Raw genomic sequence first — 12,616 nt, 5'->3', positions numbered from 1 at the left:
AAACGAGAGAAAAACGCATGAGCGCACGCATGGCCCGCGAGGCCGACTTCATCTCGCACGACGGCGAAACGCTGTTCTATCGTCACTGGCCCGCCACGGGCCCGCGCTGCCGCGGCGCCATCGTGTTGCTGCATCGCGGCCACGAACACTCGGCGCGTGTCGCGCACCTGGTCGACGAGCTCTACCTGCCCGATTTCGCATTTTTCGCATGGGATGCGCGCGGCCACGGCCGCTCGCCCGGCGCGCGCGGCTACAGCCCGAGCGCGGCCGCGTCGGTGCGTGACCTGCAGACCTTCGTCGAACATATCCGCGACACGCACGGCATCGCGATCGAGGACATGGCGGTGGTCGGCCAGAGCGTCGGCGCGGTGCTCGCGGCCACCTGGGCGCACGATTATGCGCCGCCGATCCGCGCGCTCGTCGTCGCGTCGCCGGCGTTCCACATCAAGCTCTACGTGCCGTTCGCGCGGCCGGGCCTGCGGCTGATGCACAAGCTGCGCGGGCTGTTCTACGTGAACAGCTACGTGAAGCCGAAATTCCTCACGCACGATCCCGAGCGGATCGCGAGCTATGCGTCCGATCCGCTGATCACGCGGCCGATCGCGGTCAACATGCTGCTCGACCTGCACGACACCGCGCAGCGGATCGTCGCCGACGCGGCCGCGATCACCGTGCCGACGCAACTGCTGATCTCCGGCGCCGACTGGGTCGTGCATCGCGGCCCGCAGGACCGCTTCTTCGAACGCCTCGGCGCCGCGCGCAAGGAGCGCATCGTGCTGCCGGGCTTCTATCACGACACGCTCGGTGAACGCGACCGCGCGCAGGCGCTCGCCCCGCTGCGAGCATTCGTGCTGCGCGAATTCGATGCGCCGAGCCCGCGCGTGTCGCTTGCCGACGCCGACCGGCGCGGCGCGTTCCACGACGAATACGCGGCGCTCGGCCGGCCGCCCGCGAATGCGTTCGCGCGGGCGTACTGGGCGCTCACGCGCGCCGGCCTGAAGGCCGGCGGCGCGCTGTCGGACGGCATCGCGCTCGGGCTGCGGCTCGGCTTCGATTCGGGCTCGACGCTCGACTACGTGTACCGCAACCGCGCGCAAGGGCGGCTCGGCGTCGGCGCGCTGATCGACCGCACCTATCTCGATTCGCCGGGCTGGGTCGGCATCCGCCAGCGCAAGGTGCATCTGCAGGAGCTGATCGGCGCGGCGATCGGCCGCCTGCGCGGCCACGGCGCACCGGTGCGGATCGTCGACATCGCGGCCGGGCACGGGCGCTACGTGCTCGACGCGATCGCGTCGGCCGCCGAGCGCGACGGCGCGGCGCCCGACGACATCACGCTGCGCGACTACAGCCCGCCGAACGTCGAGGCCGGGCGCGTGCTGATCGCGCAGCGCGGCCTCGAGTCGATCGCGCGCTTCGAGCGCGGCGATGCGTTCGACGAGGCGTCGCTCGCGACCCTCGAGCCGCGTCCGACGCTCGCGATCGTGTCGGGCCTCTACGAGCTGTTCGGCGAGAACGCGCTGATCGAGCGCTCGCTGCGCGGGCTCGCGCAGGCCGTTCCGCCGGGCGGCTATCTCGTCTATACGGGGCAGCCGTGGCATCCGCAGCTCGAGTTCATCGCCCGTGCGCTGAACAATCACCGCGGCGAAGCGACCTGGGTGATGCGCCGCCGCTCGCAGGCCGAGATGGACGAGCTCGTCGCGCGCGCGGGCTTCCGCAAGCTCGACCAGCGGATCGACGAAATGGGCATCTTCACGGTCAGCCTCGCGCAGCGGGTCGACGCGTCATGAGCGCGCTCGGCGGCGGCGCGAGCGACCTCGCCGAACCGGCCTCGGCGGCCGGCGCCGGCGCGCGCGACGCGTCGTTCGCGCTGCGTTTCGGCTGGCTCGCGGTGATGGGGGCCGTGTTCTTCTCGACCTACGGCTTCGCGAACTGGCTCGCCGCGCGCCGCGCGGCGGTGCCGACCTTCGCGTTCGGCTGGGAGCACGCGATCCCGTTCGTGCCGTGGACGATCGTGCCGTACTGGTCGATCGACCTGCTGTATGCGCTGTCGTTCTTTTTCTGGACGCGCCGCGCCGACCTGCTCGATCACGTGAAGCGGCTGTTGACCGTGCAGCTGATCTCGGTCGCGTGCTTCATCGCGTGGCCGCTGCGCTTCGGGTTCGAGCGGCCCGACGCGGGCGGCGTGGCCGGTGCGCTGTTCACGCTGCTGATGGGCTTCGACAAGCCGTTCAACCAGGCGCCGTCGCTGCACATCGGGTTGCTCGTCGTGCTGTGGGCCGTGTATGCGAAGCACCTGCGCGGCACGCTCGCGCGCGGCGTGCTGCACCTGTGGTTCGCGGCGATCGGCGTGTCGGTGCTGACCACCTACCAGCATCACGCGATCGACGTGCCGACCGGGGCGGCCGTCGGCTGTCTCGCGCTGTTCCTGTTTCCGCTGCGCGATGCCGCGGGCCGGCTGCCGGGCGCCGATGCGTCGCCGGGCGCGGCCGGCCGTGCGCTCGCGCGCCGCTATGCGCTCGGCGCGGCGGCGCTCGCGCTCGTGGCGCTCGGGTGCGTGCCGCGCGCGCCCGGCTGGGCGCTGGCGGCAGGGTGGGTCGCGCTGGCGCTCGCCTGTGTCGCGTGGATCTACCGGCGCGGCGCGCCCGGCGCGTTCCAGAAGGACGCGCTCGGGCGGTTCCCGGTCGTCATGCGCTGGCTGCTCGCGCCGACGATCGCCGGCGCATTCGTCAATTCGCGGCTGTGGACGTTCCGCCAGCCGGCGCCGGTGCGGATCGACGAGCGCGTGTCGATCGGGCGCACACCGACGACACGCGATGTGCGTCGCCACGGCTTCACGGCGCTGGTCGACCTGACCGCCGAAATGCCGCGCTGGGCGTCGGTGGATGCGTCGCTCGCGTATGCGACCGTGCCGCAGCTCGATCTCGTCGCGCCGACGGCCGGGCAACTCGCGCAGGCCGTCGCGGCGCTCGAACGCCTGCATGGGGAAGGGCGCGACGTGCTGGTCTGCTGCGCGCTCGGCTACGGGCGCAGCGTGCTGTGCGCGGCCGCGTGGCTGGCGGCGCGACGCGGGCTCGGCGATGCGCGCGACGCGCTGGCCGCCGTGCGCGCGGTACGGCCGCACGCGGTGTGGTCGGACGACGGCGTGGCCGTGCTGCAGCAGTGGATCGACCGCCGTCGCGGCGCGGGAGGCGCGTGATGCGCGACCCGTCCGCGCCATTCAGGATTGCCGCCGCGCGCGGCGCGCTCGATGCGGGCGCGTGGGCGATCGCGGCCGCGCTGGCCGCGGCCGGCGCCGGCTGGTGGATCGCGTCGGGCTGGGCGCCGGCGACGATCGCCCGTGTGCTGCTGGCGGTGGTCAGCACCGGGTCGGGGATCGCGGCGCTGTGGTACGCGGTGCGCATCGAGATCGACCGCCGGCTGTTCGCCGCGCTCGCGCGTGCGGCCGCGGGCGACGGATCGGTCGACGACGGCCTCGCGGCGCTCGACCGCGCCCTCGCCGATCTCGGCTGGATCGATGCGTCGAAGGCCGGACGCGCACTCGACGCACGCGTGCGCGGTGCGGTCGGGCTGTGCCGGGCCGGTGTGCTCGTCGCGATCGTCCAGTGGCTCGTGGTCGGGCTCGCGATCGCCGTGCCGCAGATCGGCTAGCGCCCGTGCAAGGCAGCCGCCGCCGGCTGGTCGAGCCGCGTTACGCGTGAGCGACCCGCTGCGACCGCGTGCGTTTCACTTCATACATCGCCTGGTCCGCATGCTCGATCAGCGCGTTCATGTCGGTGCCGTCGTCGGGCAGCAGCGCGATCCCGACGCTGACGCCGAGCCGCATCGGGCGCCCCTCGAATTCGAACGGTTCGCCGACCTGGCGCGCGAGCCGCGTGCTTTGCGCATGCGCATCGTCGCGATTGCCGATGTTCGGCAGGATCACCGCGAATTCGTCGCCGCCGATGCGCGCGACCGTGTCCGAGCGCCGCACCGCCCCCTGCATCCGCGTGGCGATCTCGCGCAGCGCCGCGTCGCCCGCGCGATGGCCGAACCCGTCGTTGATCGGCTTCAGCCCGTCCATGTCGATGTTGAGGATGCCGAGCCGGCCGTTCGCGCGCAGCGTCGTGTGCATCGACTGCCGCAGGCGGTCGTAGAACAGCGCGCGGTTGGGCAGGCCCGTGAGCGCGTCGTGCGTCGCGCGCAGGTACAGTTCGTTCGCCTCGTTGCGCGCCGCGTGGAACATCGCGGCGGCGATCAGGTCGGCCGTCAGCCGCAGCGTGGCCGCGTCGGCTGGCGAAAAGCCGTCGACTTCCGGCGACATCACTTTCAGCACGCCGACGGTCGTGTCGGCATGGGTGAGCGGCATCACGAGCATCGAGCGCAGGCCGACCCGCCGGCAGGCGTCGCGATCGACGCGCGGGTCGGTTTCCGAATCGATGCAGTGCAGCAACGCGCCTTGCTGCACGCACAGGCCCGACAGGCTGCCCGAGCGCCGCAACCGCAGGCCGAGCATCCCGGCGGCCGTGCCCGACGCGGCGCGGTACACCATGTCGTCGCCCTCGGCGAATTCGACCGCGGCGGCGCTCGCGCCGGTGAGCTGCGGCACCTGCTCGGTTACATAGGCCATCACGCTGCCGAGATCGAGGCCGAGCTTCGCGATCTCGGTCTGCACGGTGATGATGCGCAGCAGCGTATCGGGGGACGGGGTGGCAGTGTCGACGATTTGATTCAAGTCCGTTTTCCGTGAAAGAAAGCACATCCGGCGGCGTCGGATTGCGGTAGCATACGCGCCGCCTCGCGGCCGCGCGTTCAGGCCGGGCGGTCTGCAACGGATCGCCGCCGGCCAGCCGATCCGCGCCGGCAGTATGCCGTTTGACCTGCCGGGCGACAACGGCGCAATTCTTACCATTCATCCCTCTCGCGCAGCATTTCCGACCGGATTGAGGTTTTTTCGCTTCAATGTCGCGAATCGGGGTGAGTTTTGCCCTGTTTTTGAGATAGTGTGACGAATGGGCGTGTGCCGGTGCCAGGCGCGCGTAGCACGATGCCGCGCGATTAAAGAAATCGCCGCATCGTTTCGATAAATGAATCAGGCCAGTTGGATACATATGAGGGAAGCAGTGGGGATGTTCACTCACGGGCATAGCTGCTTTGCGTGCATCGATTGCGATGCGACGGACGACCGGATGATCCTGATGAAACGGAGTGCCGCATGAAGCCGGCCGTGTCGCTGCTCGTCCTCTCGGCCGCGATGGCCGGCGCTTTTCATGCCGCCGCGCTGTCGGCCGCGCCGATGCCGGCCGTGCCGGTCGTGCCAGTTGCGGCCGCGTCCGGCGCTGCGCCGGCGCCGGTGCTCGCGGCCGCGCCCGCGGCGGTCAGCGCGACCGCGGCCGGGCTGCCGGTGACGACGGTGCGCCTGCCGTTCGCGTCGCTCGGCGCGTTCGATCCGCTGCGCCTGCGCGGCGCCGACGACGCACGCACGATCAATGCGGGCGTGCGGCTCGACCGCGTGGTCACCGGCGCGCGGCTGCGCCTGACCTACGCGTATTCGCCGTCGCTGGTGTTCCCGATGTCGCACCTGAAGGTGTCGGTGAACGGCGAGGTCATCGCGACCGTTCCGTTCGACGCCGCGCAGGCGGGCCGCACGGTCACGCAAGAGATCCCGATCGATCCGCGCTACTTCTCGGATTTCAACCAGATCGGCCTGCGCCTGATCGCGCACTACACGCTCGACCATTGCGAGGATCCGGCCAACTCGGCGCTGTGGGCCGACGTGAGCCCGAAAAGCGAGCTGATCCTCAACGAATCGCCGGTTCGTTTGCCGAACGATCTCGCGCTGCTGCCGGCGCCGTTCTTCGACCGGCGCGACAACGGCCGCGTGCGGCTGCCGTTCGTGCTGCCGGCGTCGCCCGATTCGGCGACGCTGCGCAGCGCGGGCGTGCTCGCGTCGTGGTTCGGCGCGCTGGCCGACTATCGGCATGCGCGCTTCCCGGTGTCGACCGGGTTGCCGGCCGACGACCAGGCGGTCGTGATCGGCACGGCCGCGACGCTGCCGGCCGGCCTCGCGCTGCCGTCGATCAGCGGCCCGCTGCTCGCGGTGGCCGACAACCCGGCCGCGCTGGGGCGCAAGCTGCTCGTCGTCACGGGCCGCACGGCGGCCGAGGTCGACGATGCGGTCGCGACGCTCGTGCTGGGCCGCGCGGCGCTGTCGGGGCCGTCGGCGACGGTCGCGCACGTCGATCTCGGCGCGCCGCGCAAACCGTACGACGCGCCGCGCTGGCTGCCGGTGAACCGGCCGATCCCGTTCCGCGAGCTCGTCTCCGATACGCGCGAGCTGGAAGTGCGCGGCACGTCGCCCGACGCCATTCGCCTGAACCTGCGCGTGCCGTCCGACCTGCATTCGTGGAACGGCGCGGGCGTGCCGATCACGCTGCGCTACCGCTATACGGCGCCGACGGTGCAGGACAACTCGACGCTCGCCGTCGAGATCAACGACCAGCTCGTGAAGTCGTACCGGCTCGGGCCGGCCCATGCCGAGGACGCGCACGGCCGCATGCAGCTGCCGTTGCTGTCGGTGCCGGAAGGGCGCGTGACGAGCGACGTCGACATCCCGGCGTTCCGGGTCGGCAGCGGCAACCAGCTGCAGTTCCGCTTCACGCTCGACTCGCAGAAGACGGGCCTGTGCTCGAGCACGGCGACCGAGCCGCAGCGTGCGGCGATCGATCCCGATTCGACGATCGACTTCTCGCATTTCGTCCATTACGCGCAGTTGCCGAACCTCGCGTTCTTCGCGAACAGCGGCTTCCCGTTCACGCGCTTCGCCGACCTGTCGCAGACGGCCGTCGTGATGCCTGACCGGCCGTCGCCGCAGGAACTCGAGGCCTACCTGACGATGCTCGGCCACATGGGCGAATGGACCGGCTTCCCGGCGCTGCGCGTGCAGGTCGCGCGGCCCGGCGACGTCGCCGCGCTGTCGGGCAGCAAGGATCTCCTCGTGATCGACGGCTCGCCCGCGTCGCCGCTGCTCGCGCACTGGCGCTCGGCGCTGCCGCTCGTGATCGGCGAGCAGGGCAGCGCGGGCGGCGCAGGCGCCGCTCGCGTCGCCTTCTCGGTGAAGGAGCGCTGGCGCAACGGCGTCGGCCTGACCGAAGGCGGCGCGCACATCGAGCAGACGGGCTCGCTCGCGGCGCTCGCCGGGTTCGAGCTGCCGGGCAGCCGCGGGCGCAGCGTCGTCGCGCTGACGGCGACCGACCAGCCGCGCCTCGGCGATCTGCTCGACGTGTTCGAGAACGCCGGGCTCGTGTCGCAGCTGCAGGGCGACCTGGCGCTGGTGCGGCCGGGGCAGGTCGACAGCCTGCGCGTCGGCGAGCCCTACGTGGTCGGGTTCGTGCCGTGGTATGCGCGGGTGTGGACGCAGGCGGCGCGGCATCCGGTCGTGCTGGGCGCGGTCGGCGTCGTGGCGGGGCTGCTGCTCGCGCTCGGCGTGTTCAGCGTGCTGCAGCGAATCGCCGCGCGTCGACGGGGGATGTAACGGATGGCGCGGGCAATGGCGAAGCGACGGGCAACGCGGCCGGCGCGGCGCGTCGGCGCGGGTCTCGCGCTGGCGGTGGCGATGACGTGCGCGGCGGCCGGGATGGCCACGCGCGCGCAGGCCGCGGGAGCCGGTGCGGCCGACGCGGGCTGCAGTGCGGCGTGGCCGCGCTGGGACGCGTTCAAGCGCGATTTCATCTCGGCCGACGGCCGCGTGATCGACGTCGGCTCGGCTGATTCACGCACGGTATCGGAGGGGCAGGCGTATGGACTTTTCTTCGCGCTGGTCGCGAACGACCGGCGCATGTTCGACACGATCCTCGCATGGACCGAGAACAATCTCGCGCAGGGCGACCTGAGCGCGCACCTGCCCGCGTGGCTGTGGGGCCGCGCGCCCGACGGCGCGTGGCGCGTGCTCGACGCGAACGCGGCGTCGGACGCCGACCTGTGGATCGCGTATGCGCTCGTCGAGGCCGGGCGGCTGTGGCACGAACGCAGCTACACGGCGCGCGGCGCGCTGCTCGCGAAGCGCGTGCTCGACGTCGAGACGGCGACCGTGCCGGGCCTCGGCCTCACGCTGCTGCCCGGGCCGACTGGGTTCAAGCTCGCCGACGGCCAGTGGCGCGTGAACCCGAGCTATTCGCCGCCGCAGGTGATCCGTGCGCTCGGCGCGCGCCTGCCCGACGACAAGCGCTGGGCCGCGCTCGCCGCCAGCACCGGCCGCGTGCTGCTCGACACCGCACCGAAAGGCTTCTCGCCCGACTGGGCGCTGTATCGCGCGGGCACGGGTTTCGGGCCCGATCGCGACACGCAGGCGGAGAGCGCGTACAACGCGATCCGCGTGTATCTGTGGGCCGGCATGCTCGATCGCGCCGATCCGCTCGCCGCGCCGATGCTCGCGCGTTTTGCGCCGTTCGCCGACCATATCGCCGCGCATGGCGCGCCGCCGGAGAAGGTCGACACGACGACCGGCGTCGCCGGGCCGAACGACGGCAACGGCGGCTTCTCGGCGGCGGCCGTGCCGTTCCTGGACGCGCGCGGCCAGCGCGCGCTGGCCGATGCCCAGGCAGCGCGTGTCGATACGCTCGCGCGCCAGTCGCCGCCCGGTTACTACACGAGCGTGCTGACGCTGTTCGGGCTCGGCTGGCGCGACGGGCGCTACCGGTTCGGCGCGGACGGCACGCTCGACACCCGCTGGGGAGGCCGCTCGTGCGCCGCCCGCTGAAGCGCGCCGCGCCGCACGTCGCGGGATTCGCGTGGCTCGCGTCGTCGGTGTGCGCGGCGGCACCGGGCACCGCCGCGCACGCGCCGCTGGCGAACCCCGCAGCGCCGGCGACTGCCGCGTCCGCCGACGCGCAGCGTCAGCTCGACACCGCGCGGATGTGGGGCGTCAAGCATCGCGACGACCTCGCGCGCGACGCGCTGCGCAAGGGGCTGCTGATCGCGCCGGGCGATCCCGAGCTGCTGGCTGAACAAGTGCGCGTGCTGCTGCGGCTCGGCGATGCGAAAGGCGCGCAGGCGTCGCTCGCGCGCTTGCAGGCGCAGTCGCCGAATGCGCCCGCCACGCGGCGGGTGGCTGACGAATATCGCGTCGCGACGAGCGGGCGCGGCGAGATGGCACAGATTCGCCTGCTCGCGCGCAGCGGCCGCGCGGACGAAGCGGCCCGGCGGATCGTCGCGCTGTTTCCGAACGGCGCGCCGTCGGGTGCGCTCGGCGCCGAGTATTACCAGATCGTGTCGAATGCGCCGGGCGGACGCGAGCCGGCGATCGCCGCGCTGCGCCGCGCGGTCGCGGCCGATCCGCAGGACACGAGCGCGACGATGGCGCTCGCGCGGCTCTTGAACCAGCGTGCCGACACGCGGCCGGAGGCGAACCGGATCGCCTGGGCGCTCGCGAAGCGCGCCGACGCCGACCATACGGAGGCGATGGCGCTGTGGCGGCGCGTGCTGCAGTCGGCCGGCAGCGATCCCGCGTATCTCGATGCACTGCATGCGTATCTCGTGCTCGTGCCGGACGATACCGAATTCGTCGATCGCGTCGCGGAACTGGATCGCCAGCGCGACGCACAGCGCCAGCTCGAACGCAATCCCGACTACATCGCGCAGCAGCGCGGCCTGCAGGCGCTCGCGCGCGGCGACCTGGCCGGCGCCGATCCGCTGCTCACGCGTGCCGCGCGGACGCGGGCGGACGACGCCGACGCGGTCGGCGGGCTCGGCCTGCTGCGCCTGCGCGAAGGGCGGCACGACGAAGCGCGCACGTTGTTCGCGCGTGCCGCGACGCTGTCGACCGACCAGCGCGGCAAATGGCAGGGCCTCGCACGCACCGCGCAGTTCTGGGGGCTGCTCGCGCAGGGCCGCGCGGCGGCCGCGGCAGGCCGTCCGCAGGACGAGGCGCGCGCCGCACGCGCGGCACTCGCGATGCAGCCGGACAGCCCGGATGCGAAGCTGCAGCTTGCCGACGCGTTGCTCGCGCAGCGCGACTGGGCACGCGCGGAGCCGTTGCTGCGCGAGTTGCTGGCCGCACGTTCGCCGGACCTCGCGGCCGTGCGCGGCACGGCCACGCTGTACGAGAACACCGGCCGCGCGGACCAGATCGGCCCGCTGCTCGATGCGCTGCAAGGCCGCGTGACGGGCCGTGACGATCGACGCGCGCTCGACGGCCTGCGTGCCGACCTCCTCGCGAACCAGGCGCGCGCGCTGGCGGACAAGGGCGAACGCGGGCCCGCCGCGCAGCGTTACGAGGCGGCCGTGCGCGCGGCGCCCGACGCGCCGTGGACGCGCTTCGCGCTCGCGCGCCTCTATCGCGACATGGGGCTGCCGCAGCTCGGCCGCACGGTGATGGACGACGGGCTGGCGCAGAGCGCGACCCCCGAGATGCGCTACGCGACCGCGCTGTACCGCAATTCGCTCGACGACGTCGCGGGCGCGCAGGCCGCGCTCGCGCCGGTCGACGACGCGCACCGTTCGGACGGGATGCGCGCGCTTGCGCGCAAGCTCGATGCGCAACGCGCGCTGGCCGACGCACGCGGCGCGCTCGCGCGCGGTGACCGCACGGCGTTTGCCGCGTCGCTCGCACAGGCGCGGGCGAGTGCGCCGGACGATCCCGACATGCTCGCCGCGATCGGCGCGCAATGGATCGACGCGGGCGAACCCGACCGCGGGCTCGCACCGTTGCACGACTGGATCGCCGCGCACCCGCGCGACGCCGACGCCGACGCGGACGTGCGGCTGCGCTACGGCGACCTGCTCGGCAGCGCGGGGCGCGACGACGCGCTCGCCGCATGGCTCGACACGCTGCGCCGCGAACCGTCGCTGACGCCCGCACAGACGGCGCGGATCGAGGACCAGTCGCTGCGGCTCGTGCTGCGGCAGACGGACGACGCGATCGCGCAGCAGGATTACGCGCAGGCGCGCAAGCTGCTCGATCGCGCGAGCCCGGCCGGCCGCGCGGACAAGCGTTATGCGCTCGAACTGGCCGATCTCGAACGTGCGCAAGGCCATTACGATGCGGCGCGCGCCGCGCTTGCGCCGGCCGTCGCGCGCACGCCGGACGATGCGGATACGCAGCTCGCGCTGGCCCGCATCGACGAGGACAGCGGCAATCGGGCCGCGGCGCTTGCACGCGTGCAGGCGGTGCTGGCCCGCACGCCGGACGACGACGTCGACACGCAACTGTCGGCCGTGCGCCGCCTGAATGCGCTGCGCCGTCCGGACGAAGCCGGGCAGGTGACCGACCGGCTGCATGCCGCGTATCCGTCGCGCCCGGACGTGACGATCGCGGCCGGCCGCGTGGCCGAGGCGCAGGGGCGCTATGACGATGCGGCGTCGCTGTACCGGATGTCGCAGTCGCAGGAGCGCACGACGGGCGTGAGCCCGGGCCGTGACGGGCTGACGCCCGCGCAGGCCGCGTTCGCGGATCTCCAGCAGCGGCGCAATCCCGAGATCGAAACCGGCTGGACGCCCGCCTACAAGTCGGGCGACGAAGGCATCTCGTCGTATCGCGCGCAGCAGGTGCCGATCTACATGCAGGTGCCGATCCGCTACGACGGGCACGTGTTCGCGCAGATCGACACCGTGCATCTCGACCCGGGCACGCTCGACACGAGCAACCCGAACGCGTATTCGCTCAGCACGTTCGGCAGCTACGCGGCGCTCAAGGCGCAGAACGCGCTGACCCCCGCATCGATCGCGAATCCGCCGGGTTCGCTGCACCAGACGGCCACCGGCGTCGCGCTCGGCGCCGGCTACCTGACGGACGCATGGCGCTTCGATCTCGGCACGTCGCCGCTCGGTTTCCCCGTGCATTACCTGGTCGGCGGCGTGCGCTATCGCTTCGACGCCGGCCCGGCCAGCTTCTCGGTGAATGCGTCGCGGCGGCCGGAAACGAGCAGCGTGCTGTCGTACTCGGGGATGCGCGACCCGTGGACGGGCGCGGTCTGGGGCGGCGTGCGCCGCGATGGCGTGACCGTGCGCGCGTCGGTCGACGTCGGCCGCACGAACCTGTTCGCGGAACTCGGCGCGGGCGTGCTGTCCGGCCGCAACGTCGAACGCAACGCGGAAGTCACGCTGCGCACCGGCTTCACGGTGCCCGTGTACGAGCGCGCGACGATGAAGCTCAGCACCGGGCTCGTCGGCAACGCATGGCACTACGCGGAGAACCTGCGCTACTACACGTACGGGCAGGGTGGCTACTACAGCCCGCAACGCTACCTGTCGCTCGGCGTGCCGATCGAATGGGCGGGGCGGCACGATGCGCTGTCGTGGGACCTGACCGTCACGGGCGGGATCTCGAACAGCTACGAGAAGGATTCGCTGTATTACCCGATGTCGTCGGACCAGCGGGCCGCGCAGGTGGCGGCCGGCTTCGTGTACACGGGCAGCTCGACGCGCGGCGTGTCGTTCTCGTACGGGATCAACGGGATCGTCGAGTACCGCGTGAACCCGCACCTGAGCGTGGGCGCGCAGTTGAAGGTCGACCGGTCGCACGACTACGCGCCGAGTTCGGCGCTCGTGTACCTGCGCTATGCGTTCGACGCGCGCGCACAACGCAGCTGGCTCGTCACGCCGACGCCGGTGCGGCTTTATTCGGATTACTAGGGGAACGCGC

Annotated in this window: 7 protein-coding genes; 6 read left to right on the top strand and 1 reads right to left on the bottom strand. The window is 72.3% G+C overall.

Going from position 1 to position 12,616, the window contains the following annotated elements:
* The first annotated feature begins 17 nt into the window (after window positions 1-17).
* From LGM56_RS19975 to LGM56_RS19965, 3 genes are read left to right on the top strand one after another with little or no spacing between them, the layout of a single operon-like run.
* Entirely contained in the window at window positions 18-1,787 is a 1,770-nt protein-coding gene (locus tag LGM56_RS19975) for a bifunctional alpha/beta hydrolase/class I SAM-dependent methyltransferase (protein ID WP_226206573.1), read from the top strand.
* On the top strand, window positions 1,784-3,196 hold the full coding sequence (locus LGM56_RS19970; protein ID WP_226206572.1) for a phosphatase PAP2/dual specificity phosphatase family protein: 1,413 nt from the start codon (window positions 1,784-1,786) through the stop codon (window positions 3,194-3,196). The genes LGM56_RS19975 and LGM56_RS19970 overlap by 4 nt, the downstream gene beginning before the upstream one ends.
* Window positions 3,196-3,648: a hypothetical protein gene (locus LGM56_RS19965; protein ID WP_089472586.1), complete on the top strand. Its 453-nt coding sequence runs from the start codon at window positions 3,196-3,198 to the stop codon at window positions 3,646-3,648. Before LGM56_RS19970 ends, LGM56_RS19965 begins: the two co-directional genes overlap by 1 nt.
* Window positions 3,649-3,688: 40 nt before the next feature.
* Here LGM56_RS19965 and LGM56_RS19960 read toward each other — a convergent pair whose 3' ends face one another.
* Window positions 3,689-4,711 (bottom strand): diguanylate cyclase domain-containing protein, encoded by a 1,023-nt coding sequence (locus LGM56_RS19960; protein ID WP_413226789.1) that lies wholly within the window; start codon window positions 4,709-4,711, stop codon window positions 3,689-3,691.
* A gap of 480 nt (window positions 4,712-5,191) precedes the next feature.
* On the opposite strand from LGM56_RS19960, the gene bcsB reads away from it, so the two are divergent.
* The 3 genes from bcsB to LGM56_RS19945 are packed head-to-tail and all read left to right on the top strand — an operon-like array spanning window position 5,192 to window position 12,606.
* Window positions 5,192-7,510, top strand: a complete 2,319-nt coding sequence (bcsB, locus tag LGM56_RS19955) for a cellulose biosynthesis cyclic di-GMP-binding regulatory protein BcsB (protein WP_226206570.1) — start codon at window positions 5,192-5,194, stop codon at window positions 7,508-7,510.
* Between the two features lie 3 nt (window positions 7,511-7,513).
* Window positions 7,514-8,734 carry a cellulose synthase complex periplasmic endoglucanase BcsZ gene (gene bcsZ / locus LGM56_RS19950; RefSeq protein ID WP_226206568.1) on the top strand — a complete coding sequence of 407 codons (1,221 nt, stop codon included), beginning with the start codon at window positions 7,514-7,516 and terminating at the stop codon, window positions 8,732-8,734.
* Complete coding sequence (locus tag LGM56_RS19945) at window positions 8,719-12,606, top strand: cellulose synthase subunit BcsC-related outer membrane protein (RefSeq protein WP_226206566.1); 3,888 nt, start codon at window positions 8,719-8,721, stop codon at window positions 12,604-12,606. Before bcsZ ends, LGM56_RS19945 begins: the two co-directional genes overlap by 16 nt.
* The last annotated feature ends 10 nt before the right edge of the window (window positions 12,607-12,616 follow it).

Source organism: Burkholderia sp. AU38729 (assembly GCF_020419725.1).
Lineage (GTDB): Bacteria > Pseudomonadota > Gammaproteobacteria > Burkholderiales > Burkholderiaceae > Burkholderia.
Note: the sequence above shows the minus strand (reverse complement) of the source record. Positions and strands in the feature narration are given on the sequence as shown.